The 26400-nt window shown below is 72.2% G+C and carries 24 protein-coding genes; 15 read left to right on the top strand and 9 right to left on the bottom strand.

Annotation, left to right across the window (positions count from 1 at the left end):
- Window positions 1–80: 80 nt before the first annotated feature.
- The gene (locus CP982_RS27010) at window positions 81–587 is read right to left on the bottom strand and encodes a MarR family winged helix-turn-helix transcriptional regulator (protein WP_150512850.1); all 507 of its coding nucleotides are present in this window, start codon (window positions 585–587) and stop codon (window positions 81–83) included.
- A 199-nt stretch (window positions 588–786) separates the two neighbouring features.
- Here CP982_RS27010 and CP982_RS27005 point away from each other — a divergent pair, with 199 nt between their 5' ends.
- The gene (locus CP982_RS27005) at window positions 787–1395 is read left to right on the top strand and encodes a malonic semialdehyde reductase (RefSeq protein ID WP_150512849.1); all 609 of its coding nucleotides are present in this window, start codon (window positions 787–789) and stop codon (window positions 1393–1395) included.
- Between the two features lie 39 nt (window positions 1396–1434).
- The gene (locus tag CP982_RS27000; protein ID WP_150512848.1) at window positions 1435–2673 is read left to right on the top strand and encodes an MFS transporter; all 1239 of its coding nucleotides are present in this window, start codon (window positions 1435–1437) and stop codon (window positions 2671–2673) included.
- Between the two features lie 55 nt (window positions 2674–2728).
- Here the strand turns inward: CP982_RS27000 and CP982_RS26995 are convergent, their stop codons facing one another.
- Window positions 2729–4147 carry an amidase gene (locus CP982_RS26995; protein ID WP_150512847.1) on the bottom strand — a complete coding sequence of 473 codons (1419 nt, stop codon included), beginning with the start codon at window positions 4145–4147 and terminating at the stop codon, window positions 2729–2731.
- 60 nt (window positions 4148–4207) lie between these two features.
- Here CP982_RS26995 and CP982_RS26990 point away from each other — a divergent pair, with 60 nt between their 5' ends.
- The gene (locus CP982_RS26990; RefSeq protein WP_150512846.1) at window positions 4208–4789 is read left to right on the top strand and encodes a Uma2 family endonuclease; all 582 of its coding nucleotides are present in this window, start codon (window positions 4208–4210) and stop codon (window positions 4787–4789) included.
- Window positions 4790–4854: 65 nt separating this feature from the next.
- Here the strand turns inward: CP982_RS26990 and ychF are convergent, their stop codons facing one another.
- Entirely contained in the window at window positions 4855–5943 is a 1089-nt protein-coding gene (gene ychF / locus CP982_RS26985) for a redox-regulated ATPase YchF (protein WP_144320727.1), read from the bottom strand.
- A 250-nt stretch (window positions 5944–6193) separates the two neighbouring features.
- Here ychF and CP982_RS26980 point away from each other — a divergent pair, with 250 nt between their 5' ends.
- Window positions 6194–6931, top strand: coding sequence for a DUF6542 domain-containing protein (locus CP982_RS26980; protein ID WP_425329810.1), 738 nt, complete (start codon window positions 6194–6196; stop codon window positions 6929–6931).
- A gap of 34 nt (window positions 6932–6965) precedes the next feature.
- On the opposite strand, the gene ppgK is transcribed toward CP982_RS26980, so the two are convergent.
- Together ppgK and CP982_RS26970 are read right to left on the bottom strand one after the other, a co-directional pair.
- A complete protein-coding gene (ppgK, locus tag CP982_RS26975; protein ID WP_150512845.1) occupies window positions 6966–7709 on the bottom strand; it encodes a polyphosphate--glucose phosphotransferase in 744 nt (247 codons plus the stop codon).
- 63 nt (window positions 7710–7772) lie between these two features.
- The gene (locus CP982_RS26970; RefSeq protein WP_150512844.1) at window positions 7773–8759 is read right to left on the bottom strand and encodes a 4-hydroxy-3-methylbut-2-enyl diphosphate reductase; all 987 of its coding nucleotides are present in this window, start codon (window positions 8757–8759) and stop codon (window positions 7773–7775) included.
- Between the two features lie 97 nt (window positions 8760–8856).
- Between CP982_RS26970 and CP982_RS26965 the strand changes: the two genes are divergently transcribed.
- The 4 genes from CP982_RS26965 to CP982_RS26950 all read left to right on the top strand — a co-directional run bounded on the left by CP982_RS26965 (window position 8857) and on the right by CP982_RS26950 (window position 12679).
- Entirely contained in the window at window positions 8857–10266 is a 1410-nt protein-coding gene (locus CP982_RS26965) for an APC family permease (protein WP_150512843.1), read from the top strand.
- Between the two features lie 175 nt (window positions 10267–10441).
- Window positions 10442–11650 carry an exodeoxyribonuclease VII large subunit gene (xseA, locus tag CP982_RS26960; protein ID WP_150512842.1) on the top strand — a complete coding sequence of 403 codons (1209 nt, stop codon included), beginning with the start codon at window positions 10442–10444 and terminating at the stop codon, window positions 11648–11650.
- Window positions 11651–11659: 9 nt separating this feature from the next.
- Window positions 11660–11884, top strand: a complete 225-nt coding sequence (locus CP982_RS26955) for an exodeoxyribonuclease VII small subunit (protein ID WP_030668228.1) — start codon at window positions 11660–11662, stop codon at window positions 11882–11884.
- Between the two features lie 204 nt (window positions 11885–12088).
- The gene (locus tag CP982_RS26950; protein ID WP_150512841.1) at window positions 12089–12679 is read left to right on the top strand and encodes a malonic semialdehyde reductase; all 591 of its coding nucleotides are present in this window, start codon (window positions 12089–12091) and stop codon (window positions 12677–12679) included.
- A 100-nt stretch (window positions 12680–12779) separates the two neighbouring features.
- Here CP982_RS26950 and CP982_RS26945 read toward each other — a convergent pair whose 3' ends face one another.
- Window positions 12780–13328, bottom strand: coding sequence for a DUF4245 domain-containing protein (locus CP982_RS26945; protein ID WP_150512840.1), 549 nt, complete (start codon window positions 13326–13328; stop codon window positions 12780–12782).
- Between the two features lie 160 nt (window positions 13329–13488).
- Here CP982_RS26945 and glpX point away from each other — a divergent pair, with 160 nt between their 5' ends.
- On the top strand, window positions 13489–14523 hold the full coding sequence (gene glpX, locus CP982_RS26940; RefSeq protein WP_144320720.1) for a class II fructose-bisphosphatase: 1035 nt from the start codon (window positions 13489–13491) through the stop codon (window positions 14521–14523).
- Window positions 14524–14664: 141 nt separating this feature from the next.
- Here glpX and CP982_RS26935 read toward each other — a convergent pair whose 3' ends face one another.
- Together CP982_RS26935 and CP982_RS26930 are read right to left on the bottom strand one after the other, a co-directional pair.
- Complete coding sequence (locus CP982_RS26935) at window positions 14665–15084, bottom strand: WhiB family transcriptional regulator (RefSeq protein ID WP_144320719.1); 420 nt, start codon at window positions 15082–15084, stop codon at window positions 14665–14667.
- Window positions 15085–15265: 181 nt separating this feature from the next.
- Window positions 15266–15940 (bottom strand): DUF1707 SHOCT-like domain-containing protein, encoded by a 675-nt coding sequence (locus CP982_RS26930; RefSeq protein WP_150512839.1) that lies wholly within the window; start codon window positions 15938–15940, stop codon window positions 15266–15268.
- 209 nt (window positions 15941–16149) lie between these two features.
- Here CP982_RS26930 and CP982_RS26925 point away from each other — a divergent pair, with 209 nt between their 5' ends.
- Window positions 16150–17814: a fumarate hydratase gene (locus tag CP982_RS26925; protein ID WP_150512838.1), complete on the top strand. Its 1665-nt coding sequence runs from the start codon at window positions 16150–16152 to the stop codon at window positions 17812–17814.
- A 57-nt stretch (window positions 17815–17871) separates the two neighbouring features.
- Here CP982_RS26925 and CP982_RS26920 read toward each other — a convergent pair whose 3' ends face one another.
- Window positions 17872–19425: a ricin-type beta-trefoil lectin domain protein gene (locus CP982_RS26920; RefSeq protein ID WP_150512837.1), complete on the bottom strand. Its 1554-nt coding sequence runs from the start codon at window positions 19423–19425 to the stop codon at window positions 17872–17874.
- 152 nt (window positions 19426–19577) lie between these two features.
- Here CP982_RS26920 and CP982_RS26915 point away from each other — a divergent pair, with 152 nt between their 5' ends.
- The 5 genes from CP982_RS26915 (at window position 19578) to CP982_RS26895 (ending at window position 26367) form a co-directional block, all read left to right on the top strand.
- Complete coding sequence (locus tag CP982_RS26915) at window positions 19578–20990, top strand: class II fumarate hydratase (protein WP_150512836.1); 1413 nt, start codon at window positions 19578–19580, stop codon at window positions 20988–20990.
- Window positions 20991–21096: 106 nt separating this feature from the next.
- Window positions 21097–21783: a cytidylyl-2-hydroxypropylphosphonate hydrolase gene (fomD, locus tag CP982_RS26910; protein WP_150512835.1), complete on the top strand. Its 687-nt coding sequence runs from the start codon at window positions 21097–21099 to the stop codon at window positions 21781–21783.
- Between the two features lie 116 nt (window positions 21784–21899).
- Window positions 21900–22577: a class I SAM-dependent DNA methyltransferase gene (locus tag CP982_RS26905; RefSeq protein WP_372503417.1), complete on the top strand. Its 678-nt coding sequence runs from the start codon at window positions 21900–21902 to the stop codon at window positions 22575–22577.
- A gap of 56 nt (window positions 22578–22633) precedes the next feature.
- Window positions 22634–24706 (top strand): SpoIIE family protein phosphatase, encoded by a 2073-nt coding sequence (locus CP982_RS26900; RefSeq protein ID WP_184925659.1) that lies wholly within the window; start codon window positions 22634–22636, stop codon window positions 24704–24706.
- A gap of 164 nt (window positions 24707–24870) precedes the next feature.
- Window positions 24871–26367, top strand: a complete 1497-nt coding sequence (locus CP982_RS26895) for a catalase (protein ID WP_184925662.1) — start codon at window positions 24871–24873, stop codon at window positions 26365–26367.
- The last annotated feature ends 33 nt before the right edge of the window (window positions 26368–26400 follow it).

Genomic DNA, 26400 nt, shown 5'->3' with positions numbered 1-26400 from the left:
CGGCGCGAATCCGGCGACGCCCCGCGTCCGGCGCGAACCCGGCGGCGCCCCGCCACGGCGCCGGACCCGCGCGCCATCGGCTATGTGATCGACGTGTCCCCGTGCAGCTCCAGGAACTTGCGGAGCAGCTCGGCGGCGCGCTCGATCTCCTCGCGGTCGAGGCCCTCGACGAGCCGGTCGTAGTTCTGCAGGTGCTCGACCATCAGCGTGTCCGTGAGCTCCTTGCCGCGCTCGGTGAGCCGGATCTTGACGGTGCGCCGGTCGCCGCCGTCCCGGACGCGCTCGACCAGGCCCTTGGCCTCCATGCGGTCGATGCGGTTGGTGATCGCACCGGAGGTCACCATGGCGGCCTTGAGGAAGGCACCCGCCGTCAGGGCGTACGGCGGTCCCGAGCGGCGCAGCGTGGTGAGGACGTCGAACTCGCCGGTCTCCACCCCGTGCAGGGCACCGAACGCCTTCGCCTCCCGGTCGAGCACCCGGTGCATGCGCTGCACCCGGGCGATCAGTTGCACCGGCCACAGGGCGTCGACCAGCTCGGGCCGCTCCTTCTCCCACTGCCCCACGATGGCGTCCACGGCATCGCTCATGCGGACCCACTCTCCTTCGCTTCAGCTCTCTCAACGGACGTCTTCTCAATGTTAAGACACTTGACGCTGAACGAACCCGCGTGCTTTTATCTCAACGTTGAAACTCTCACTGCTCAGAAGGCGAGGGCGAAGAGAGCGAACACGAAGAGAACGTACGCAAAGAGAACGAACGCGAAGAGACCCAAGGAGCAGCACGCCGATGTCCACCACCGCCAAGACCGCCCTCACCCTCGGCCCCGAGGCCCAGGACCTGCTCTTCCGCGAGGCCCGCACGGCCAACACCTTCACCGCCGAGCCCGTCACCGACGAGCAGATCCAGGCCGTCTACGACCTGGTCAAGTACGGCCCGACGGCCTTCAACCAGTCGCCGCTGCGCGTGGTGCTCGTCCGCACCCCGCAGGGCCGCGAGCGGCTCCTGAAGCACATGGACGAGGGCAACCGCGCCAAGACCGCCGCCGCCCCGCTCGTCGCCATCCTCGCCACGGACCACGAGTTCCACGAGGAGATGCCGCGCCTGGTGCCGCACGCGCCCGACGCCGGCACCACGTACTTCTCCGAACGCGCGGTGCGCGAGCGGTCCGCCGCGCTCAACGGCGCCCTCCAGGCCGCGTACTTCATCGTCGGCGTGCGCGCCGCCGGCCTCGCCGCCGGCCCGATGACCGGGTACGACGCGGCGGGCCTGCGCGCGGAGTTCCTGGACGACGACCACGAGCCGCTGATGGTCGTCAACATCGGCAGGCCCGGTCCGGACGCCTGGTTCCCGCGCTCGCCCCGCCTGCCCTACGACGACGTCGTCACCACGGTCTGACGCCCGGCCGCCGCACACCATTCACTTCAGGGGGTTCCCATGTCCACCGCCACCGTCGTCGGCAAGGCCGTCCCGAGCGCCGCCGCCACCGAGGCCACCGCTCCCGCCCGCTCCGGCCGGGTCCCCATCGGCTGGCTGGCGCTGCTCGCCGCGCCCGTCGCCGCCGGGGCCAACGCGCCGGTGCTGATCCTGCCGGACATGGCGCGCTCCCTCGGCGTCCCCACCGCCACGGCGACCTGGCTGGTGACCGCCTTCGCCTGGGCCATGGCCGCGGGCACCCCCCTGCTCGCCGGACTCCTGCGCCGCCGCGGCCTCGCCACGGTCCTTCGGCTGAGCACGGCCCTCGTCCTCGGCGGCACCGCGCTCGTCGCCGCCGCGCCCTGGCTGCCCGTGGCCCTGGTGGGCCGCGCCGCGCAGTCCCTCGGCGGCGCGGGCCTGGTCGCCATCGCGATGAGCCTCGCGGGCGACGCCCGCCGCATGGGCGTGATCAGCTCCGGCTTCGGCGTCCTCGGCGCCGCCGGACCGCTGCTCGGCGCGACGCTCACCGACGCGGTGTCGTGGCGGCTCGCGCTCGCGGTGTCGTCCGTCGCGGTCCTCGCGGTCCCGGCGGTCGCCCGGTACGCACGTCAGGCGCCGCCCGCCCAGGGCCGCTTCGACGCCCGCGGTGCCGCGCTGCTCATCACCCTCGCCACCTCCCTGATCCTGCTGCCCACCACGCCGCTCCCGGCCCTCGCCGCCGCCCTGGTCTCCGCGCTGCTCCTCGCCCTGCACATCCGCCGCCGCCCCGAGGGCTTCGTACCGGCGCGCCTCCTGCGCTCCCCGCTCTTCGTGATCTCCGCGGTGCTCGGCGCCACCCTCTCCACCTCGTACTTCACGCTCCTGTTCACCGTGCCGAGCCTGCTGCAGGACCGGGCGGGCTGGTCGAAGGGCGCGATCGGCACCGGGCAGATGGTGACCCTGCTCGTCGCGTCCGCCGCCTCCTGGCTCCTGGCCGCGGCCTCGGCCCGCATCGGTCGCACGGCGGTCCGCGCCGTCCTGATCTCGGTGGGCACAGCGGCCGTCGTCACCGCCGCCCTCGCGACCTCGGGCCCGCTGCTCCTGCTCGCGGCCGGCGCGGCGGCCTTCACCGCGACGGGCGCCAACGCGACGCTCTCGGTGCACGCCTCGTCCGCCACCACGGAGGCCCAGCGCCCCACCGCGATCGGCCTGTTCGCCCTCAGCTACCAGCTCGGCGGCGCCTTCGGCCCCGGCCTCGCCACCCTGCTCGTCCTCGGCTAGGCCCCCCCGACCGGCCGCGGCCCCCGCCCCCTCCGGGCGGGGGCCGCACCGCTGCTCACACGGCGGGCCGCCGACGCCCCCACCCCGTCGCGGCCTCGAAGGCGGCCCCCGCTTCCAGGACGGCCCGCTCGGCCCGGGGCGGGCCCACGATCTGGACCCCGACCGGGAGCCCGGCCGCCGTGAACCCGGCGGGCACGGCGAGGGCGGGCCCGCCGAGCAGTGACACGTACGACGCCGACCGCATCCAGTCGATGTACGTCTCCTGCGCCCGCCCGTCCACCACGCGCGGGTACTCCCACTCCACCGGGAACGGCGCGACCTGGCTCACCGGCGCGACGAGGACGTCGTACCGCTCGAAGAACCCGACGGCGGCGAGCAGGATGCGGGTGTGCTCGGCCGTGGCCGCCGCGAGGTCGGCGCCGGTCAGCTTCCGGCCCTCCTCGATGTTCCGGACCACGCTCTCCTTGAGCAGCTCGCGGTGCTCGTCGAGCAGCGGCCCGAGCCCGAGCAGGAAGGCCTGCGCGCGCAGCGTCCGGAACACGGCGTCGGCCCCGTCCAGATCCGGGCAGTCCTCCTCGACCCGCCAGCCCAGCGCCTCGAACACCGCGCCCTGGCGGTCCAGTACGTCCCGTACGTCGGGGTCGACCGGCACCCGTCCCCCCAGGTCCGGCGCCCACGCGACCCGCAGCCCTCCGGTGTCGCGCTCCAGCGGCGCCCGGAACGACGCGGCGGGCGGGGTGTCGAGCGACAGCGGACAGCGTGGATCCGGCCCCGCGACGGCGGACAGCAGCAGCGCCACATCGGCGACCGTGCGCCCCATGGGCCCCGGCACGGTCAGGCTGTTCCACACGTTCGCCGTCGGGTACGAGGGGACGCGCCCGGGGGTCGGCCGCAGCCCCACGACGTTGCAGAACGAGGCCGGATTGCGCAGCGAGCCGCCCATGTCGCTGCCGTCCGCGAGCGGCTGGAGCCCCGCCGCGAGCGCGGCCGCCGCTCCCCCGCTGCTGCCGCCCGCGGACCGCCCGAGGTCGTACGGATTGCGGGTCGCGCCGAACACGGCGTTGAAGGTGTGCGACCCGGCCCCGAACTCCGGCACGTTGGTCTTGCCGAAGCCCACGGCCCCCGCCGCCCGCATCCGCGCCACCACCAGCTCGTCCTCGTCGGGCACCCACGTGGCGAACACCCTCGACCCCAGCGTCGTCCGCATCCCCCGCGTCAGATGCGTGTCCTTGAACGCCACCGGCAGCCCGTGCAACGGCCCCACGTCGCCACCCCCGACCAGCCGCTCGTCCGCCGCCGCGGCCGCCGCGAGCGCCCCCTCCCCGTCCACCGTGACCACGGCGTTCACGAGATCGTTGACCCGCGCTACCCGCCCCAAACACGCCCCCACCACCTCCCGGGCGGACACCTCCCCCGCCCGCACCATCCGAGCGAGCTCCACCGCGTCCAGGAAACAGAGATCGTCATCACCCATACCGGAACACGGTGGGGACGAGGGGACGGGGCGTCAACCACCACTCGCTACGGTGGCGGCATGCCCGGCCTACCTGACTGGATGCGACCGCCACGCGCGGAGGGCTGGTTCGCGGAGGACCTGGACCACCTCCCGGAAGCCCCGCGCCACACCGAGCTGATCGACGGAGCCCTCGTCTTCATGCTGGCGCCGCAGAGGTCCTGGCACAGTCGCATCGTCACAGCCCTGACGGCAGCCCTCATGCGGCAGGCCCCGGAAGGAGTGGAGGTCGCGCAGACCATGACCATCAAGCTCGACGCTCGCAACCGCCCCGAGCCCGACCTCCTGGCGACGACGGCCGACTTCGAAGGCGATCGCACCTGGTTCGCGCCGGAAGAGGTCCGTCTCGTCGTCGAGGTCGTCTCCCCCGAATCCGCCCACCGGGACCGCACCGTCAAGCTCCGCAAGTACGCCGAGGCAGGCATCCCGCACTACTGGTGCGTCGAGGACGAGGACGGGGCGCCCGTCGTCCACGTCTACGAACTCGACGAACCGACCGGCGCCTACGCCCCGGCCGGCATCTTCCGCCACACCCTCCAACGGGAGCTCCCTTTCGAGATCGGCCTCGACCTCGACAAGCTCACCCCCTCACGCGAGCGCTGACGCCGTACGGCACCACGCGAAAGGGGCCGGGTTCACCAGAACCCGGCCCCTTTCGCGTGAGCGGATCAGACGTTGAAGCGGAACTCCACCACGTCGCCGTCCTGCATCACGTAGTCCTTGCCCTCCATGCGGGCCTTGCCCGCGGAGCGGGCGTCGGCGACCGAGCCCGTTTCGACCAGGTCGGCGAAGGAGATGACCTCGGCCTTGATGAAGCCCTTCTGGAAGTCGGTGTGGATGACACCGGCCGCCTCGGGGGCCGTCGCGCCCTTCTTGATGGTCCAGGCGCGGGACTCCTTCGGGCCCGCCGTCAGATAGGTCTGGAGGCCCAGGGTGTCGAAGCCGACGCGGGCGAGGGTGGCGAGGCCGGGCTCCTCGGCGCCGACGGACTGGAGGAGCTCCAGGGCGTCGTCCTCGTCCAGCTCGGCGAGGTCGGCCTCCAGCTTGGCGTTGAGGAAGATCGCCTCGGCGGGGGCGACCAGGGCGCGCTGCTCGGCCTTGAAGGCGTCGTCGGTCAGCTCGTCCTCGTCGACGTTGAAGACGTAGAGGAAGGGCTTGGTGGTGAGGAGGTGCAGGTCGTGCAGGAGCTCCTCGTTGCCGGAGCCCTGGACGATGCCCGCGGAGAACAGGGTGTCGCCCTTCTCCAGGATCTCCTTGGCCGCCTCGACCGCCGCCACCTTCGGGGCGATGTCCTTCTTGATGCGCGACTCCTTCTGGAGGCGCGGCAGGACCTTCTCGATGGTCTGGAGGTCGGCGAGGATCAGCTCGGTGTTGATCGTCTCGATGTCGTCCTTGGGCGAGACCTTGCCGTCGACGTGCACGACGTTCTCGTCCGCGAAGGCGCGGATGACCTGGCAGATCGCGTCGGACTCGCGGATGTTCGCCAGGAACTTGTTGCCCAGGCCCTCGCCCTCGCTGGCGCCTCGCACGATGCCCGCGATGTCGACGAAGTCGACCGTGGCGGGGAGGATCTTCTGGGAGCCGAAGATCTCGGCGAGCTTGTCGAGGCGGGTGTCCGGGACGCCGACCACGCCCACGTTCGGCTCGATCGTCGCGAACGGGTAGTTGGCCGCAAGGACGTCGTTCTTGGTCAGGGCGTTGAACAGGGTCGACTTGCCGACGTTGGGCAGACCGACGATTCCGATCGTGAGCGACACGTTGCGACTTCCCGTACGTGAGGAGTGGGGTCTTGGCTGGGGCTGTGTGAGGGCCGCGTGGGCGGACCGCCGGTCGGCTGCTGCGCTCGCCGTCCCCGTCGTCCGGGGGCTCCGTCCGGGGCCCGCGGTGGTCCCTCACCGGCCCCGCACTGCCTGGGGCACGATCCACCAGTCTACGGTGTGCCGCGCCCCGTGCCCCGCCCGCGTACCGCCCCCGCGTCGAACGCCGGACCAAGGTCGGCCAAAAGGCGTGTCCCAGTCCCGGTTCCGCCCCCGGCGCGACCTAGGTTGGTGCGGTGGAGCAACACAGGACCCGCCCCCGCGCGCCAGGCCGCGCCCCGCCGCGCCCCTGCCCGGGCAGAGCAGCCCCACCGGCCCCGTCGGCCCCACCGGCCCCGCGGAGTCGGCGACGGTCTACCGGGCCGCCTCCCGGCCGCCCGGCCCCTCCTCCCCGCTCACCCGGGTCCTGCGCCGGACGCCGGTCTACCGCGCCCTGAACCGGATGCCGCTGTACCGCAAGCTGCGCCGCATGCCGAACCCGCGTCTGACCGGCCTCGGCAGCGGCCTGTTCGCCGCCGTCGTCATGCTGCTGCTCGCCTGCCTGCTGCGGCTGCTCTTCGGCAGCTCGCTGGTCGCGTACGGAGTGCTGTTCCTGCCGGTCAGCGCGCTCACCGCGCTGTGGGTGCGGCCCGCCGACCTGGTCACCGCGCCCGTCGTCGTGCCGATCGCCTTCGCGGCCGGGGTGCTGCCCATCGCCGAGGGCGCGGGCGGCTTCGGCGGCCAGTTCATGGGCCTGCTCACCTCGCTGGCCCTGCACGCGGGCTGGCTGTACGGCGGCACGCTGGTCGCCGGAGTGATCGTGACCGTGCGCAAGCTGCGTCTGATGGGGCGCCGGCGCGCGCAGCGCAAGGAACAGCGCCCGCCGCGCCCGGGCGGCCGCGCCCCACGGCCCGCCGAGCGGGACAGGATCAGCCCGTCCGGCGTTTGAGGACGAGCGCGCAGCGCGAGGGGCCGCCCAAGCCCTAGGCGGTGGCCCTCGCGGCCATGGCGGCGCCTACGATCCCGGCGTTGTTCTGCAGCTTCGCCGGGGTCACCTCGGCCTCGATGCCCTTGATCAGGGGCAGGAACTTGTGGGCCTTGCGGCTGACGCCGCCGCCGATGATGAACAGCTCGGGCGAGAACAGCATCTCCACGTGCGCCAGGTACTTCTGTACGCGGTGCGCCCAGTGCTCCCAGGTCAGGTCCTCGTCCTCGCGGGCCTTGGACGAGGCGCGCTTCTCCGCGTCGTGGCCGTGCAGCTCGAGATGGCCGAGCTCCGTGTTCGGCACGAGGTGGCCGCCGGTGAAGACGGCGCTGCCGATGCCCGTGCCGAGGGTGAGCAGGATGACCGTGCCGGTGCGGTCGCGGCCCGCGCCGAAGTGCATCTCGGCGACGCCCGCCGCGTCCGCGTCGTTCAGGACGGTGACCGGGGCCCCGCCGAGCCGCTCGGAGATCAGGCCGCGGATGTCCGTGCCGATCCAGCTCTTGTCGACGTTGGCCGCCGTGCGGGCCGTGCCGCCGGTGATGACACCGGGGAAGGTGGCGCCGACCGGTCCCGACCAGCCGAAGTGCTCGACGACCTCGCACACGCGCTCCACCACGCCCTCGGGCGTGGCCGGGTGCGGCGTGAGCACCTTGTGCCGCTCCTGTGCCAGGTCTCCGCGGCCCAGGTCCACGGGAGCGCCCTTGATCCCTGATCCGCCGATGTCCACACCGAAGATCTGCATGGCCCCACGGTACGACGCCGGACCGGCGGTGACCCGGTGGTCACCGCTTCCCGGACGGCGCGGTCACTTCTTCCCGGACAGCTCCGCGGCCTCCGTGCGCAGGTCCCGGCGCAGCTCCTTGGGCAGCGAGAAGGTGATCGACTCGTCGGCCGTCTTCACCGTCTCCACGTCCGCGTACCCGCGCTCGGCCAGCCACTCCAGGACGCCGTCCACCAGGACGTCCGGGACGGACGCACCCGAGGTGAGGCCGACCGTGGTCACGCCCTCCAGCCAGGCCTCGTCGATCTCGCCCGCGTTGTCCACCAGGTGCGAGGCGGGTACGCCCGCCTCCAGGGCGACCTCGACCATGCGGATCGAGTTCGAGGAGTTCTTGGAGCCGACGACGATGACGAGGTCGGCGTCCTCGGCGAGCTTCTTGACCGCGATCTGGCGGTTCTGCGTGGCGTAGCAGATGTCGTCGCTGGGCGGCGAGAGCAGGTTCGGGAACTTGTTCTTCAGGGCGCCGACCGTCTCCATCGTCTCGTCGACGGAGAGCGTGGTCTGGGAGAGCCAGACGACCCGGTCCGGGTCGCGGACCTCGACGTTCGCGACGTCGTCGGGGCCGTCGACCAGCGTGATGTGGTCGGGCGCCTCGCCGGACGTGCCGATGACTTCCTCGTGCCCCTCGTGGCCGATCAGGAGGATGTCGAAGTCCTCCTTGGCGAACCGGACCGCTTCCTTGTGGACCTTGGTCACCAGCGGGCAGGTCGCGTCGATCGTGGCGAGCTTCCGCTCGGCGGCCTCCTCGTGCACGGTCGGCGCTACGCCGTGCGCCGAGAACATCACGATGGAGCCCTCGGGCACCTCGTCCACCTGGTCGACGAAGATCGCGCCCTTCTTCTCCAGGGTCTGCACGACGTACTTGTTGTGGACGATCTCGTGGCGGACATAGATCGGGGCCCCGTACTGCTCCAGGGCCTTCTCGACGGCGATCACGGCACGGTCCACGCCCGCGCAGTAGCCACGGGGAGCGGCGAGCAGGACACGGCGGGAGCCAGGCGTTGCAGTCATAGGCCCATCGTAAGGCCGCGTACGAGAGGTCAAAGATCGCCTGTGTGGGGAGACTGGGGGCCAAGTGTGCGATCAGCGTCAGGCACCCGGAGGCACGATGTCCGCCCACAGCACGAATGCGCACCCGCCGTCCGACGGGGGCCGGGAGCCCGGCCCGCCCGCAGCGGAGGGCGAGGGCCTGCGGCGCACCCTCGGCTTCCGCGACCTCGTCGTCTACGGCCTCCTCTTCATCGCCCCGATGGCCCCCGTCGGCGTCTTCGGCACGCTGGACGCCAAGTCGCACGGCGCGGTGGCCCTGGTGTACGTCGTCGCGACGGTCGCCATGGCGTTCACCGCCTTCAGCTACGCCCAGATGGTGCGCGTGGTGCCCCAGGCGGGCTCGGTCTTCGCGTACGCGCGCGCGGGCCTCGGCAACGGCGCGGGGTTCGTCGCGGGCTGGATGGCGATGCTGGACTACCTGCTGATCCCGGCCGTGGCGTACCTCTTCTCCGGGATCGCCATGCACGAGCTGGTGCCGGAGGTGTCCCGGTGGGTGTGGACGGCGATCGCGGTGGTCGTGACGACCGCCCTGAACCTGTGGGGCGTACGTCCCGCCGCGCGGGTCGGCTTCGCGATCCTCGCCATGGAGATCGTGGTCCTGGTGGTGTTCGTGGTCTCCGCGATCGTGGTCCTCGCGCGCGACGGCGCGGAGCGGGGCTGGCTGTCGCCGCTTTCGGGTGACGGTACGCAGGGCGCGTTCGCGCTCTCCGCGGTGGTGGGCGCGGTGTCCGTGGCGGTCCTGTCCTATCTGGGCTTCGACGCGATCGCCTCGTTCGCGGAGGAGGTCACCGGGGGCTCGGCGAAGGTGGCGCGGGCGGTCCTGTTCTGCCTGGCCCTGACGGGCGTCCTGTTCGTGGCGCAGACGTACCTGGCGGCGCTCCTGACCCCGGTGTCGTCCGCCGACCTGGCCGCGCACCCCGACGACCAGGGTTCGGCGTTCTACTCCGCCGTGGACGCCTCCGTCGGTTCCTGGCTGCACGACCTGGTGGCGGTGAGCAAGGCCGTCGGCGCGGCGTTCGCGGCCCTCGCCGGGCAGGCCGCGGCGGGCCGGCTGCTCTTCGCGATGAGCCGGGGGCGGCGCCTGCCACGGCTCCTGTCCCGTACGGAGTCCGGCACTCCGCGCGTGGCCCTACTGTGCGCGGCGACCGTGACGCTGATCGCCGCCGTGTGGGCCGCCCGCCGCGACGACGGCATGAACCACCTGGTCTCGGTCGTCGACATCGGCGCCCTGACGGCCTTCGCCCTGCTGCACGCGAGCGTGATCGGCTGGTTCGTGGTGCGGCGCCGGGGCTCCACGGTGAGCTGGTGGCGGCACGTCCTCATCCCCGTCCTGGGCACGGCGATCGTCATCGCGGTCATCGCAGAGGCCTCGGGCTCCGCGCAGGTGGTGGGCGGGATCTGGTTGGCGGTGGGGTTGGTGGTGCTGTGGGTGCAGGGGGTCCGGAGGGGGGCGGAGGAGGACGGGTAGCCGAGGAGTTCCCGGAGAGGAAGTCCGCCGCGGAGCGGCGGGGATGGGGCCCGGGCAGGCGAAGCCGAGGAGTCATGGGCGGGCGGGTGGGAGAAGGTCCCGCCACGGAGCGGCGGAGAAGCCCCGGCCGCCGCGGAGCGGCGGCACTGTCCGCCCCGACGGCTAGTCTCACGGCATGGGTCTGAACACGTCCGCCGACACCCCCCTCCCCGTAGGCGAGGTGTCGCGCCTCATCGGCGGCTGGATCGACCGGCTCGGCGCCGTGTGGGTCGAGGGGCAGATCACGCAGCTGTCCCGGCGCCCCGGCGCGGGCGTGGTCTTCATGACGCTGCGCGACCCGTCCCACGACATCTCGGTGAGCGTCACGTGCTACCGCCAGGTGTTCGACGCGGTCGCGGACGTCGTGTCCGAGGGCGCCCGCGTCGTCGTGCACGCCAAGCCGGAGTGGTACGCGCCGCGCGGCCAGCTCTCCCTGCGGGCCGCGGAGATAAGGCCGGTCGGGGTCGGGGAGCTGCTCGCCCGCCTGGAGCAGCTGAAGAAGGCGCTCGCCGGGGAGGGCCTGTTCGCGGCCGACCGCAAGCGCCCGCTGCCGTTCCTGCCGCAGCTCATCGGCCTGGTCTGCGGCCGCGCCTCCGCCGCCGAGCGCGACGTCCTGGAGAACGCCCGCCACCGCTGGCCCGCGGTCCGCTTCGAGGTGCGCAACGTGCCGGTGCAGGGCGTGCACGCGGTGCCGCAGGTGGTGCAGGCCGTCAAGGAGCTCGACGAGCTGGCCGAGGTCGACGTGATCATCGTGGCGCGCGGCGGCGGCAGCGTGGAGGACCTGCTGCCGTTCTCGGACGAACAGCTGGTGCGGACGGTCGCCGCGTGCCGTACGCCGGTCGTGTCGGCGATCGGCCACGAGCCGGACAACCCCCTGCTCGACCACGTGGCGGACCTGCGCGCCTCGACGCCGACCGACGCCGCGAAGAAGGTCGTACCGGACGTGGGCGAGGAGCTGGAGCGGATCGCGTTCCTGCGGGAGCGGGCGCGGCGCGGCGTGACGGCGCTCCTGGAGCGCGAGGAGCGGGGCCTGGCGCACGCCCTGGCCCGGCCGTGCATGGAGCGGCCGCACCGCATGGTCGAGGAGCGCGAGGAGCAGATCACGGCGTACGCGGACCGGGCCCGGCGCACGCTCGGGCACCTCCTGGACCGCGCGGAGTCGGAGCTGGCCCACACGCACGCGCGCGTGGTGGCGCTCTCCCCCAAGGCCACGCTCCAGCGGGGGTACGCGGTGCTCCAGAAGGAGGACGGCGCCGTCGTCCGGGCCGCGGACGAGGTGACGGGCGGCGAGGCGCTGCGCGCGCGGGTCGCCGAAGGCTCATTCCCCGTACGGGTCGACATCTAGGGTGGGCGCATGACCAGCAAGACGGACGAAACCGCCGGTACGGCGGGCGCGCTCGGCTACGAGCAGGCGCGGGACGAGCTCATCGAGGTGGTCCGCCGCCTGGAGGCCGGAGGCACCTCCCTTGAGGAGTCCCTGGCCCTGTGGGAGCGGGGCGAGGAGCTGGCGGCAGTGTGCCGGCGCTGGCTCGAGGGCGCCCGCGCCCGCCTTGACGCCGCGCTGGCCGACGAGGACTGAGGCCCCGCCTCCAGGGGCCCGCCGGAGCCCGCGCGACGACCTGCGAGAGCCCGCGAGAGCCACCCGGATGTTGCGTAGCTCACCTCGCCCCGAGTTTAGTTGAAGGTTGAACCTCACTGGAGTAAGGTCATCCTCACGTCCCCGCCCCATGACGTACGGCCCGCCGCCGTGCGACGACGCTTTGAGATTGAGAAGGCTGAACAGATGTCCCTCGTTCTTGACCCCGCCGCCCAGGACCTGCTCTTCCGCGAGGCCCGCACCGCCAACACCTTCACCGACGAGCCCGTCACCGACGAGCAGATCCAGGCCATCTACGACCTGGTCAAGTTCGGCCCGACCGCGTTCAACCAGTCGCCGCTGCGCGTGACCCTGGTGCGTTCGCCGGAGGCCCGTGAGCGGCTCGTGCAGCACATGGCCGAGGGCAACCGCCCGAAGACCCTGACGGCCCCGCTCGTCGCGATCCTCTCGGCGGACAACGAGTTCCACGAGGAGCTGCCGGCGCTCTTCCCGCACTTCCCGCAGGCCAAGGACGTCTTCTTCGCCGAGCGCCCGGCCCGTGAGCAGGCCGCGGGGCTGAACGCCGCGCTGCAGGCCGCCTACTTCATCGTCGGCATCCGCGCCGCGGGCCTCGCGGCGGGCCCGATGACCGGGCTCGACTTCGCGGGCGTGCAGAAGGAGTTCCTGGACGACGACCACACCCCGCTGATGGTCGTCAACATCGGCAAGCCGGGCGAGGACGCCTGGTTCCCGCGCTCCCCGCGCCTCGAGTACGACCAGGTCATCACGACCGTCTGAGCGAGCGACGCCCCCGCGGCACGGACCCCGTGCCGCACGCCAGAGGCCCCCGGCACGCGCCGGGGGCCTCTGGGCATCACAGGGTCGAGAACCGCGCGGGTCAGCCCGCCTTCACCGGCTCCACGGGCGTCCGCTTCATCTCCAGGGACTCCGCCATCGTCGACAGCTGGTCGAACGGGGCCGTCCCGAGGACCACGGTCGTGGCGCCCTTGTCCTGGAGCACGAGCGCGTCGTAGCGCGTGCCCTTGTAGCGCTGCCAGGTCTTGCCCGCGATCTTCTCCGTCGCGTCCGTCTTGCGGGCCTTCTGCGTGGCCTCGTCGATGAACTCGGAGGGCTTGCCGGTGGACTGCTTGACGGCCACGTACTCGCCGGCCGGGTCGAGGAAGCCCAGGTGCCAGCTGTCGTGGGCTGCGCCGTTGTACCGGACCGATGTCGGCTTCCAGGACGCGGGCAGGCCCTTGGGGGCCGCCACGGGGTACGCCGCCGCTCGCCGGGCGGTCAGGAGCTCGACGCGGTAGTCGACCCGCTCGACCGGGTCCTCGGACTCGTCGTGCGGGATGAAGACGTAGATCGCTGCCACGACCATGCCGATGACGGCCATCGAGAGCAGCATGTTCCGCACGGTCTGCTTGCCAGTTCTGCCTGCCACGCCCCCCATCGTCGCAGGTCCTCCGCGGGGCTCTCGCGCGCCCCCTCCCCTCCCGGGCGCCCGCTCATGCGTGGGGCCCCCTGCTCACTTTGTCGACCTGCGGATAGAGTCAAGGCATCACCCTCATCCGGCCGTCGTCGTATCAGAAAGGTGCGTCTCGATGACCGAGCATCACCATCTGCCGTCCGAGTTGGAGGTCTCCCCGGAGGCCCCCGACCGCAACCTCGCCCTGGAACTGGTCCGGGTCACCGAGGCCGCCGCCATGGCCGCGGGCCGCTGGGTCGGCCGCGGCGACAAGAACGGAGCGGACGGCGCGGCCGTGCGCGCCATGCGGACCCTCGTCCACACCGTCTCGATGAACGGCGTCGTCGTCATCGGCGAGGGCGAGAAGGACGAGGCGCCGATGCTCTTCAACGGCGAGCGCATCGGCGACGGCACCGGCGCCGAGGTCGACATCGCCGTCGACCCGATCGACGGCACCACGCTCACCGCCAAGGGCATGCCGAACGCGATCGCCGTCCTCGCCGCCGCCGACCGCGGCACCATGTTCGACCCGTCCGCCGTCTTCTACATGGACAAGCTGGTCACGGGGCCCGAGGCCGCCGACTACGTGGACATCAACGCCCCGGTGTCGGTGAACATCCGCCGCGTCGCCAAGGCCAAGAAGTCCGCCCCCGAGGACGTCACGGTCGTCATCCTGGACCGGCCGCGGCACGAGGGCATCGTCAAGGAGATCCGCGAGACCGGCGCGCGCATCAAGTTCATCTCGGACGGAGACGTGGCCGGTTCGGTCATGGCCGTGCGCGAGGGCACCGGCGTCGACCTGCTGATGGGCGTCGGCGGCACCCCCGAGGGCATCATCAGCGCCTGCGCCATCAAGTGCCTGGGCGGCGTCATCCAGGGCAAGCTGTGGCCCAAGGACGACGAGGAGAAGCAGCGCGCGCTCGACGCGGGCCATGACCTGGACCGCACGCTCACCACGAACGACCTGGTCAGCGGCGAGAACGTGTTCTTCGTGGCGACCGGCATCACGGACGGCGAGCTGCTGCGCGGCGTGCGCTACGGCGCCGAGATGGCCTCGACCCAGTCCCTGGTCATGCGCTCCAAGTCCGGCACGATCCGGAAGATCGACTCCGACCACCGGCTCGCGAAGCTGCGCGCCTACAGCGCGATCGACTTCGACCGCGCCAAGTAGCCGGGCCGAGCAGCCGGACCCAGCAGATCCACCGGGCGCGGCGCACCGCGCACGGACGACGGGGGCGCTCCGTGCGGGGAGCGCCCCCGTTGTCGTACGGTGCCGAGGTCCCGGCCCGTCGGGCCGGGGTGGGTGCGGGCGCTAGCCCGCGGCCGCGACCGCGCCGGTCGCCGTGCGGGTCGCCTTCTTCAGCTCCAGGTCGCGCCGGCGGCGCCGGGCGAGCACCACCCGGCGCTCGGCGGCGGTCAGACCGCCCCACACGCCGTACGGCTCGGGCTGGAGCAGGGCGTGCTCGCGGCACTCGACCATCACGGGACAGCGCGCGCAGACCCGCTTCGCGGCCTCCTCGCGGGAGAGGCGCGCGGCCGTCGGCTCCTTGGACGGGGCGAAGAACAGACCGGCCTCGTCGCGACGGCAGACGGCGTCGGAGTGCCATGGGGTGTCCTGGTCCCGCTCGCGCACTGGCACCCTTCCCCACGCGCTCGGCTGCGCTCGTGCAGGGGAGGCCCCGGCGGCCGGGACGGCGGCGACCTGCAGGGACTGATGCGTCGGTTGCAGCACGGTCTACTCCTGACGACGGCTTCGCGAGCGAGAGACGATGCACGAAGCTCTACCCGCTGTGTGCGGGCCTATGCACTGTGTCCCGGTGCACGGAAGTTCCGGTTCCTGATACCGGGGCCGCCTGGCCGAAACGTGACGTCGCCGTGGAGCCGTCGTGCGCGCCGGGCGCGCGGCGGCGTACTCAGTCCTCCTGGCGCTTGTGCAGCAAGCCGCGCAGGTCGCGGATGAGCTTGCCGCGCCGGGGGCGGGCCGTGAGGTCGCCGAAGACGGAGAAGCCCTCCACGAAGACCACCGGAGCGTCACGCTCCGCCGATTCGAGGGTGTCCACTTCGAAGGCGCCGAAGACGGCGGTGCCGCGGCCGCGAAGGGACACGTTCTCCGGGACGCGGACCTTCACCCTGCCGAAGACGGCGAAGCCCTTGACGGCGATCTGCCGGTGCCGGAACACCGCCTCGCTGAGGTCGATGACCACGTCGCCGAAGACGGCGTACGCGTGCGTACGGCGGCCGGGGCTCCAGCGGCCCTTGCGGACCGCGTCGCTGAAGACCCCGTACAGCGTTTCGTCGGCGCTCTCGGGGATCGCACCCGGCGTGGGGCGCGCGGGAGCCTCGGCGAGGGAGGTCCCGCCGCCGGGGCCCTCGGGGTCGGGCAGGTCCGCCAGATGGGGCTCGATCTCGGCGAACGTCTTCGCCCCATAGACACCGTCGAGCCGCTCGCTGTGCTCCTGCGGGTCGATGCGGCCCGTGGCCAGCGCGTCCGCCAGGACGTCGGCGGCCCGCTCTCGATCGGCGTCCGAGGCCCTGAGGTGCGACGGCGCCGTGGTGGGGGGTGTCGGGGAACGCTTCTCCAGGTCCACACCGCAAGACTACCCAGACGCGATAGATCGCGACTACCCCTCGATGGCCCGCGACCGGCTCGCGCCGGGCGCACGCGCGGGCCGCGCACGGCCCGCACCCAACTGAGCCTTACCTCACAAGGACCCCGCTTCCCGGCCGTTCTACGCTGGTCGGGCGCCGCCAATGGAGGCGAGCGCCGCGCTGTCTGCCAAGTGAGGAATTGGGCGTCATGCCAGAGTTTGCGTACTCCGATCTGCTCCCGCTGGGAGAGGACACCACTCCGTACCGGCTGGTGACCGCCGAGGGTGTCTCCACCTTCGAGGCCGACGGGCGCACCTTCCTCAAGGTCGAGCCGGAGGCGCTGCGCAAGCTGGCCGAGGAGGCCATCCACGACATCCAGCACTTCCTGCGGCCCGCGCACCTGGCCCAGCTGCGCCGCATCGTCGACGACCCCGAGGCGTCGGCCAACGACAAGTTCGTCGCCCTGGACCTGCTGAAGAACGCGAACATCGCGGCCGCGGGCGTGCTGCCCATGTGCCAGGACACCGGCACCGCGATCGTCATGGGCAAGCGCGGGCAGAACGTGCTCACGCGGGGCGGCGACGACGAGGCCCTGAGCCGCGGCATCTACGACGCGTACAAGAACCTGAACCTGCGCTATTCGCAGATGGCTCCGCTCACCATGTGGGAGGAGAAGAACACCGGCTCCAACCTGCCCGCGCAGATCGAGCTGTACGCGACCGACGGCGGCGCCTACAAGTTCCTGTTCATGGCGAAGGGCGGCGGCTCCGCCAACAAGTCGTTCCTGTACCAGGAGACGAAGGCCGTCCTCAACGAGGCCTCCATGATGAAGTTCCTGGAGGAGAAGATCCGTTCGCTCGGCACGGCCGCCTGCCCGCCGTACCACCTGGCGATCGTCGTCGGCGGCACGAGCGCCGAGTACGCCCTGAAGACCGCCAAGTACGCCTCCGCGCACTACCTGGACGAGATCCCGGCCGAGGGCTCCGAGCTCGGCCACGGCTTCCGGGACAAGGACCTGGAGGAGAAGGTCTTCGAGCTGACGCAGCGCATCGGCATCGGCGCGCAGTTCGGCGGCAAGTACTTCTGCCACGACGTGCGCGTGGTGCGCCTGCCCCGGCACGGCGCCTCCTGCCCGGTCGCGATCGCCGTGTCCTGCTCGGCCGACCGCCAGGCCGTCGCGAAGATCACCGCCGAGGGCGTCTTCCTGGAGCAGCTGGAGACGGACCCGGCGCGCTTCCTGCCGGACACCGAGGACGCCCACCTGGACGAGGGCGAGGTCGTGAAGATCGACCTGAACCAGCCCATGGACGACGTCCTCGCCGAGCTCACCAAGTACCCGGTCAAGACCCGGCTCTCGCTGACCGGCCCGCTGGTCGTGGCCCGCGACATCGCGCACGCCAAGATCAAGGAGCGGCTCGACGCGGGCGAGGAGATGCCGCAGTACCTGAAGGACCACCCGGTGTACTACGCGGGCCCGGCGAAGACCCCCGAGGGCTACGCCTCCGGCTCCTTCGGCCCGACCACGGCCGGGCGCATGGACTCCTACGTCGAGCAGTTCCAGGCGGCGGGCGGCTCGAAGGTCATGCTGGCCAAGGGCAACCGCTCGCAGCAGGTCACCGACGCCTGCGCCGCGCACGGCGGCTTCTACCTGGGCTCGATCGGCGGCCCCGCGGCGCGCCTCGCGCAGGACTGCATCAAGAAGGTCGAGGTCGTCGAGTACGAGGAGCTCGGCATGGAGGCGGTCTGGAAGATCGAGGTCGAGGACTTCCCCGCGTTCGTCGTCGTCGACGACAAGGGCAACGACTTCTTCCAGAACCCGGCCCCCGAGCCGACGTTCACATCGATTCCGGTACGGGGGCCGGGGCTGGCCTAGGAGCGCCCCGTAGGGGCGCGGGGAACTGCGCGAGCAGCCACTACGGACCGGCAGGCGCTATGCGAACCGCTGGCTCGCAGCCCCCGTGCACTTCTGGAGGCGCAGCGGCTCCTTGGCCCCCGCGAGGGTCAGGCAGAGGGTGGTGGCCGCCGCCGGGCGCAGGGTGGCGGCGTCCTTCACGAACTTCTGGTTGCCGCCGCCGTGGCAGTTCCAGAGGGTGACGGCGGTGCCCTCCTTGTAGGCGCCCTCGGGCACGTCCACGCAGCGGTCGTGCGTCAGGCCGGTGCGCAGGGACTGCCGTTCGGTGTCGTACCACCACGTCTGGTTGCGGTTGCCGGTGCAGTCCCAGCCCTGGACCTTGGTGCCGTTGCGGCTGCTGGAGGCGTCGGCGTCGAGGCAGGTGCCGGTGCCCTCGTTCTTCAAGGGCTTGAACGCGTCGTCCCAGCCGCCCTTGTGGAGCTTGGCGCTGCCCGTGCCGGCCGGGTCGGCGCAGCCGCCCTCGGCCCACCCGGAGTCGTACAGCTGGGTCAGGCAGGACGCGAAGGCCGCGTGGCCGCGGGCGTTGGGGTGGAAGGACTGGCGCACCGAGTTGGAGTCCGGCGGGAAGGGGTTGGACAGCTCGACGTACAGGCCCCGCGCCCAGGTGTCCTCCGTGCAGACCTCGTGGCCGTGGAAGAGGCGGGAGTTGTCGAGGTAGGTGGCGCCGGTGCTGCGCGCGGCCTGCCGGATGCCGCGCTCGAAGGCGGGCACGGCCTCGTCGCGGCCCCACTGGGTGTCGGAGTCGTAGCCGAGGCCCCCGCAGGCCAGCTTGCCGGGGAAGTTCGGGTTGTCGCGGAAGTCGGGGCCGATCGGGCTCGGGTAGCCCATGACGACCAGCTTGTAGTCGCTGCCGGAGTACCCGGCCTGGCTCATGACGGTGCGCAGGTCGCGGACCGTCTGCTCGACCTTCGGCACGAGCGCGTCGACGCGGGCCTGCCAGCCGCCCGCGTACTTGGGCGCGCACGGGCCCTGGAGGGTGAGGTAGCGGGTCACGCAGTCGGTCATGACGGGGGCGAACTGGAGGTCGTCGTTCGCGCCGATGACCAGCATGATCGCCTTGATCCTGGTGTTGCGGGCCTTGATGGCGAGGTTGTCGCTCTGCACCAGCTCGTCGGCGTACTGCTGCTGCCCGCCGATGCGGACGTTCGCGGTCGTCGCCCCCGAGCACGCGACGTTGTACGTGACGTCGACGGGAATGCCCGTGCGGTGGATGGCCGCGTCCGGCGAGCGGTGGCACCAGTTGTCGGGCCCGTCGGTGCCGGACTCGTAGCGGCCGATGCCTTCGCCGCTGATCTCGCTGTCCCCCAGCGAGATCAGGCCGGTCTTGCGCTCGGCGAGCGGACGTTCGGCGGCGTCGCCGTAGAGCTTGGTGGCCTCGGCCGCGCGGATCCTCTCCAGGTCCGCGGGCAGCGGGGCGGCCGTCGTGGCCGGGCCCTTCGGTCCCGCGGGCGCGGCGTGGGCGGGTGCGGCCGCCACGGCGCCGCCGAGCAGGGCCGTCAGGGCCGTGACGACGGTGGCCGTGGCTCGCAGACGGCCCGCGCCGCCCTTTCTGACGCGTGTCGTGCGCTTCATTGCGCCTCCCCGGTTTGGTGTTACCCAGGGTTTTTACTGGTGGGTAGGAGCCTTGGGAATACTCCGAACAAGACAAGAGCTCAACTTTCCGAGGCAGTTGCACGTTCTTTGAGGCAGTTGCGGACGATACGGAACGGAAGGACAGTCGGACCATGAGCGGCGGCGCAGGCAACGACGGCAGCGGCGAGTACCGGATCGAGCACGACTCCATGGGCGAGGTGCGGGTCCCCGCCGGCGCCAAGTGGCGTGCCCAGACCCAGCGCGCGGTGGAGAACTTCCCGATCTCGGGGCAGCGCATCGAGCGCGCGCACATCGCCGCGCTCGCCGAGATCAAGGCGGCGGCCGCGCAGGTCAACGCGCGGCTCGGCGTGCTCGACCAGGACGTGGCCAACGCCGTCGCGGACGCGGCCCGCGAGGTCGCCGACGGCCGCTGGGACGACCACTTCCCCGTCGACGTCTTCCAGACCGGCTCCGGCACCTCGTCCAACATGAACACGAACGAGGTCCTCGCCACGCTCGCCACCGAGCGGCTCGGCCGTGACGTCCACCCGAACGACCACGTCAACGCCTCGCAGTCGTCCAACGACGTCTTCCCCTCCTCGATCCACATCGCCGCCACGGCGGCCGTCACCGGCGATCTGATCCCGGCCCTCGAGCACCTGGCCGCCTCCCTGGAGCGCAAGGCCGCGGAGTTCGCCGACGTCGTCAAGTCCGGGCGTACGCATCTGATGGACGCCACGCCCGTCACCCTCGGGCAGGAATTCGGCGGGTACGCGGCCCAGGTGCGCTACGGCGTCGAGCGGCTGCGGGCCTCCCTGCCGCGCCTGGCCGAACTGCCGCTCGGCGGCACCGCCGTGGGCACCGGCATCAACACCCCGCCCGGCTTCTCCGCCGCCGTCATCGCCGAGGTCGCGCGGGCCACGGGACTGCCGCTCACCGAGGCCCGCGACCACTTCGAGGCGCAGGGCGCGCGCGACGGCATCGTGGAGACCAGCGGGCAGCTGCGCACCATCGCCGTCGGCCTCACGAAGATCTCCAACGATCTGCGGTGGATGGCGTCCGGGCCGCGCACCGGACTCGCCGAGATCAGCCTGCCCGATCTGCAGCCCGGCTCCTCGATCATGCCCGGCAAGGTCAACCCCGTGATCCCCGAGGCCGTCCTGATGGTGGCCGCGCAGGTGACGGGGAACGACGCGACCGTGGCCACCGCCGGGGCCGCGGGCAACTTCGAGCTCAACGTGATGCTGCCGGTCATCGCGAAGAACGTCCTGGAGTCGGTGCGCCTGCTCGCGAACGCGTCGCGGCTGCTCGCCGACCGGACCGTCGACGGGGTGGTGGCGCACCGCGAGCGGGCGCGCGAGTACGCCGAGTCCTCGCCGTCCGTCGTCACGCCGCTGAACAAGTACATCGGGTACGAGGAGGCGGCGAAGGTCGCGAAGCGGGCGCTTGCCGAGCGGCGGACCATTCGCGAGGTCGTCCTCGACTCCGGCTACGTCGACCGCGGGGACCTCACCCTGGAGCAGCTGGACGAGGCCCTGGACGTCCTGCGCATGACCCACCCGTAGGCAGCTCCCGTCAATCGGCGCTCCGCGCCTCGTCCTCAAACGCCGGACGGGCTGGATCTTCCAGCCCCTCCGGCGCTTGAGGAGCGGGGAGTCCTAATATCTGTTCATGACAGACCATCACGACGGGACCACGGCAGCGGCGGGCGCCCCGCGCTGGAGCCCCGGCGCACACATCCTGTGGCGCTACCGCGCCAACGGCGGGGACGGGATCCACATCTGCCGGCCCGTCACCGTCGTGGAGGACACGGAGGACCTGCTGGCCGTCTGGCTGGCGCCGGGCACGGAGTGCGTGCGTCCGGTGCTCGCCGACGGCACCTCCGTGCACGAGGAGCCCCTCGCCACCCGGTACACGAAGCCGCGCACGACCCGCCGCGGCCACTGGTTCGGCACCGGCGTCCTGAAGCTGGCGCGGCCGCGCGAGCCCTGGTCGGTGTGGCTGTTCTGGGAGCCGGGCTGGCGGTTCAAGAACTGGTACGTGAACCTGGAGGAGCCCCGCACCCGCTGGTCCGGCGGTGTGGACTCCGAGGACCACTTCCTCGACCTCTCCGTGTACCCGGACCGGACCTGGCGCTGGCACGATGAGGACGAGTTCGAGCAGGCCCGGCGCGCCGGACTGATGGGCGAGGACCGGGCGGCGGCGGTCCGCGCGGCGGGCCGCGAGGCCGTGGCGGCGATCGAGGCGTGGGGCGCCCCCTTCGCGGACGGCTGGGAGCAGTGGCGGCCCGACGCGAGCTGGCGCATTCCCGCCCTGCCGGGTGACTGGGACCGCACGCCCGCGCATGTCTCGTCGTGAGACCCTTGATGCGCCCCCGTGGTTCAAACGTAGGATCGTCCTCCGCAAGGGCGCACAGCAGCAACTCTTGGTGCCCCCGCGCGGCCTGACAGGATGTCATCGAGGAGCGGCTGAACGTGAGCGAGGAATACGGAGTGCGTGGCGGCCGCGACCGCACGGGCCAGGCCGAGGCGTTCGACGCCATCGGCGCGGCGTACGACATCGCTTTTCCGCACAAGGAGGGGCAGCTCGCGGCCGGAAAGAGACTCGTCGCCGAACTGCCCGCCGGGTCCCGGGTCTTGGACGTGGGCTGTGGCACCGGGCTGCCCACGGCCCGTCAGCTCACCGACGCGGGGCACACCGTGCTGGGTGTCGACCTGTCAGCCGGAATGCTGGACCTCGCGCGCGGGAATGTACCCCCGCCCGCGGCCGAGTTCCGCCGCCTCGACCTCGCCGACCTGCGGATCGACGGCGAAGGACCGGGCACTGTGGGGCAGTTCGACGGGATTGCCTGCTTCTTCGCGCTGTTGATGCTGCCCCGGGAGGAGATACCGTCTGCTCTTCGGCTGCTGCGGTCACTGCTCAGGCCCGGTGGTCTGCTCGCGCTGTCCATGGTCGAGGCCGACCTGGACGACGCGGCGATTCCGTTCCTGGGGCACGTAATCCGGGTATCCGGTTACCTGCGGGACGAACTGCGGCAGGTCGTGCGGGACGCCGGTTTCGACATCGCCCACGAGGAGTCGTACGCGTACGCCCCGGCGAGCACCGACGCACCACCTGAGCACCAGTTATTCCTGCACTGCCGACGCGGCTGAGCAACGCTTGGACGGCGCGCGCGGCGCGCAGCCCCGGACGGACGGATTCAAAACGCGTGACGGAGCACCTCAGCCCCTACGAGGGCCGCAAGGCACCAGTTGCCCGGCCCCCCGCCCCCGCGGATCCCCGCGGGGCGCTGCTGCGTACCCCGGAGCCGGAGGTGCGGGGCTCCGCGGGGGTGAACGCCATGCCCGCGCAGGCACGTACGGGTGAGCAGGACGCGGGCAGCGAGCACGCCCAGTCGTCGACGGCGGCCACGAACGGGCCCGGCGGGCACCGGCCGCGGCCCGCGCCGGAGAGCGTTCCCGGCCAGCCGCACACCGGCGCGGGCGAGCCCCGCCCCGCCGCCGAGCTCTCGTCCGCCGCGGCCGGCGGCCCGCCCGGGGGCACCGAGCGCCGCTCGGGCCTTCCGCGCCCGCCGGGCCCGGCCGCGATGCGGCGCGACGGCGACCGGCTGCGCTTCGTGGGCGCGGCGACGCGGCGCATCGCCCGCGGCATCGACCTCGACGAGATCGTGATGGGCCTGTGCCGGGCCACGGTCCCGACGTTCTCGGACGCGATCCTCGTCTATCTGCGCGACCCGCTGCCGGTGGGCGACGAGCGCCCGGTCGGGCCGCTGCTGCTGCGCCTGCGCCGCACCGACCGCATCCCGGAGGACCACGACACCGACGGCGGCACGCTGCCCGCGCTCCAGGTCCAGTCCGACCTGGCGACCGCGGCGGAGCTGTGCGAGGTCGTCGGCGAAAGCGCGCTCGACCACGTGCTGCGCGGGGTGCGGCCGGTGTTCGCGGACTCCCCCGCGGCGCTCGGCGCGCTGCCGCAGCTGCTCGGCGAGGGCCGCTCGGCCCCCGGCGGGCAGCGGGCGATCCTGGCGCCCCTGCGGGGGCGGCGGCGGGTCATCGGCGCGGCGGTCTTCCTGCGCCGCCCGGACCGGCACGCCTTCGAGGCCGACGACCTGCTGGTGGCCGCCCAGCTGGCCACGCACAGCGCCCTGGGCATCGACAAAGCGGTCCTGTACGGCCGCGAGGCGTACATCGCGGACGAACTGCAGCGCACGATGCTGCCCGAGACCCTGCCGCGCGCCACCGGCGTGCGGCTCGCCTCGCGCTACCTCCCGGCCGCCGAGACCGCCCGCGTCGGCGGCGACTGGTACGACGCGATCCCGCTGCCCGGCAGCCGCGTGGCGCTCGTCGTCGGTGACGTCATGGGGCACTCCATGACGTCCGCCGCGATCATGGGCCAGCTGCGCACCACCGCGCAGACCCTCGCCGGGCTCGACCTGCCGCCGCAGGAGGTCCTGCACCACCTGGACGAGCAGGCCCAGCGGCTCGGCTCGGACCGCATGGCGACCTGCCTGTACGCGGTCTACGACCCGGTCTCGCACCGCATCACCATCGCCAACGCGGGCCACCCGCCGCCCGTCCTGCTGCATCTGGGCGGGCGCGCGGAGGTCCTTCGCGTGCCCCCGGGCGCGCCCATCGGCGTGGGCGGCGTGGACTTCGAGGCCGTCGAGCTGGACGCCCCGGCGGGCGCGACGCTGCTCCTGTACACGGACGGGCTCGTGGAGTCCCGCCTCCGCGACGTGTGGACCGGCATAGAGCAGCTGCGCGAGCGGCTCGCCGCCACCGCCCAGCTGACCGGGCCCGACCATCCGCCGCCCCTGGAAGCGCTGTGCGACGAGGTGCTCGACATGCTCGGGCCCGGCGACCGCGACGACGACATCGCGCTGCTCGCCGCCCGCTTCGACGGCATCGCGCCCAGCGACGTGGCGTACTGGTTCCTGGAACCGGAGGACGCCACCCCGTCGCGCGCCCGCCGGCTCGCCCGCAGCGCCCTGGAGCGCTGGGGCCTGACGGATCTGAACGACGCGGTGGAACTGCTGGTCAGCGAGGTCGTCACCAACGCCGTGCGGTACGCCACGCGCCCGATCACGCTGCGCCTCCTTCGGACCGACGTCCTGCGCTGCGAGGTGGGCGACGACGTGCCGCAGCTGCCGCGGCTGCGCCAGGCGCGCGCCACGGACGAGGGCGGCCGCGGCCTGTACCTGGTCAACAAGCTGGCGCGGCGCTGGGGCGCCACCCGGCTCAGCACGGGAAAGGTGGTCTGGTTCGAGCTGAACCAGACATGAGCCGGACCTGAGCGGGAACCCGGACCCGGCCACCGCCGGGTCCGGCCCCCGGGCTCGGCCCCGTCCTGCCCGGTCCGGCCAAAAGTTGCCGACGCCTTGTCGGCGTCGTTGACTGGCGTGGTGAACGAAGCGACCTGACCCCCCTCTCCGATGGGAGGACGCTCGTGAGCGAGGCGCCCCGGAAGGCCCCCTCCAGCACCGACAACACCATCCCTGCCACCACCGACAACGCCGGTATTCCGGTCGAGAGCGACGAGCACTCGCTGACCGTCGACGCGAACGGTCCGATCCTGCTCCAGGACCACTATCTGATCGAGAAGATGGCCCAGTTCAACCGCGAACGGGTGCCGGAGCGCGTGGTGCACGCCAAGGGCTCGGGCGCGTACGGGACCTTCGAGGTCACCAACGACGTCAGCCAGTTCACCAAGGCCGACCTGTTCCAGCCCGGCAAGCGCACGCAGATGCTGGCCCGCTTCTCCACGGTGGCGGGCGAGCAGGGCTCCCCCGACACCTGGCGCGACCCCCGCGGCTTCGCCCTGAAGTTCTACACCGAGCACGGCAACTACGACCTGGTGGGCAACAACACCCCCGTCTTCTTCGTCCGCGACCCGCAGAAGTTCCAGGACTTCATCCGCTCGCAGAAGCGCACCCTCGACAGCGCGGTGCGCGACCACGACATGCAGTGGGACTTCTGGACCCTGTCACCGGAGTCCGCGCACATGGTCACCTGGCTGATGGGCGACCGCGGCATCCCGAAGACGTACCGCCACATGAACGGCTACTCGTCGCACACCTATATGTGGATCAACGGCGGCGGCGAGAAGTTCTGGGTGAAGTACCACCTCAAGACCGACCAGGGCATCGACTTCCTCACCCAGGACGAGGCGGACGACCTCGCGGGCAAGGACGGCGATCTGCACCGCCGCGACCTCTTCGAGTCGATCAAGCGGGGCGACCATCCGAGCTGGACGGTCAAGGTCCAGGTCATGCCGTTCGACGACGCCCCTGACTACCGCTTCAACCCGTTCGACCTGACCAAGGTGTGGCCGCACGGCGACTACCCGCTCATCGAGGTCGGCCGGATGACCTTGGACGAGAACCCCGACGATTTCTTCGTCCACATCGAGCAGGCCGCGTTCGAGCCCTCCAGCATGGTGCCGGGCATCGGCCCGTCCCCGGACAAGATGCTGCTCGGCCGCCTCTTCTCGTACCCGGACACGCACCGCTACCGCATCGGCCCCAACTACCAGCAGCTGCCGCCGAACCGCCCGCGCTCCGGCGTCCGCTCGTACGCGAAGGACGGCCCGATGCGCTACGAACCGGCGCACGTCGCGCGCCCCTACGCGCCCAACTCGTACGGCGGCCCGGCCGCTCCCGTGCAGGAGTCCGTGGACCCGGCGGGCTGGCGGACCGCGGGCGAGATGGTGCGCGAGGCGTACAAGCTGCACCGCGAGGACGACGACTTCGGGCAGCCCGGCACGATGGTGCGCGAGGTGCTCGACGACGCGGCGCGCGAGCGCCTGGTGTCGAACATCAGCGGGCATCTGCTCGACGGCGTCTCCCGGCCGGTCCTGGACCGGGCGCTGCGCTACTGGCGCAGCGTGGACAAGGACCTCGGCGACAAGGTCGCGGCGAAGGTCGACGGCGCCCGACCCAGCTGACCGGCCGACGGAAAGTGCCCGGAACCATGGGGT

This window comes from Streptomyces spectabilis (assembly GCF_008704795.1).
Classification (GTDB): Bacteria; Actinomycetota; Actinomycetes; order Streptomycetales; family Streptomycetaceae; genus Streptomyces; species Streptomyces spectabilis.
The sequence above is the reverse complement of the archived record's forward strand: the minus strand, read 5'-3'. Positions and strand labels throughout refer to the sequence as shown.

Coding starts and splice junctions, on each gene's coding strand:
- CP982_RS27010 (WP_150512850.1), bottom strand. CDS start 587: ATGAGCGATGCCGTGGACGCCATCGTGGGGCAGTGGGAGAAGGAGCGG.
- CP982_RS27005 (WP_150512849.1), top strand. CDS start 787: ATGTCCACCACCGCCAAGACCGCCCTCACCCTCGGCCCCGAGGCCCAG.
- CP982_RS27000 (WP_150512848.1), top strand. CDS start 1,435: ATGTCCACCGCCACCGTCGTCGGCAAGGCCGTCCCGAGCGCCGCCGCC.
- CP982_RS26995 (WP_150512847.1), bottom strand. CDS start 4,147: ATGGGTGATGACGATCTCTGTTTCCTGGACGCGGTGGAGCTCGCTCGG.
- CP982_RS26990 (WP_150512846.1), top strand. CDS start 4,208: ATGCCCGGCCTACCTGACTGGATGCGACCGCCACGCGCGGAGGGCTGG.
- ppgK (WP_150512845.1), bottom strand. CDS start 7,709: ATGCAGATCTTCGGTGTGGACATCGGCGGATCAGGGATCAAGGGCGCT.
- CP982_RS26970 (WP_150512844.1), bottom strand. CDS start 8,759: ATGACTGCAACGCCTGGCTCCCGCCGTGTCCTGCTCGCCGCTCCCCGT.
- CP982_RS26965 (WP_150512843.1), top strand. CDS start 8,857: ATGTCCGCCCACAGCACGAATGCGCACCCGCCGTCCGACGGGGGCCGG.
- xseA (WP_150512842.1), top strand. CDS start 10,442: ATGGGTCTGAACACGTCCGCCGACACCCCCCTCCCCGTAGGCGAGGTG.
- CP982_RS26955 (WP_030668228.1), top strand. CDS start 11,660: ATGACCAGCAAGACGGACGAAACCGCCGGTACGGCGGGCGCGCTCGGC.
- CP982_RS26950 (WP_150512841.1), top strand. CDS start 12,089: ATGTCCCTCGTTCTTGACCCCGCCGCCCAGGACCTGCTCTTCCGCGAG.
- glpX (WP_144320720.1), top strand. CDS start 13,489: ATGACCGAGCATCACCATCTGCCGTCCGAGTTGGAGGTCTCCCCGGAG.
- CP982_RS26925 (WP_150512838.1), top strand. CDS start 16,150: ATGCCAGAGTTTGCGTACTCCGATCTGCTCCCGCTGGGAGAGGACACC.
- CP982_RS26920 (WP_150512837.1), bottom strand. CDS start 19,425: ATGAAGCGCACGACACGCGTCAGAAAGGGCGGCGCGGGCCGTCTGCGA.
- CP982_RS26915 (WP_150512836.1), top strand. CDS start 19,578: ATGAGCGGCGGCGCAGGCAACGACGGCAGCGGCGAGTACCGGATCGAG.
- fomD (WP_150512835.1), top strand. CDS start 21,097: ATGACAGACCATCACGACGGGACCACGGCAGCGGCGGGCGCCCCGCGC.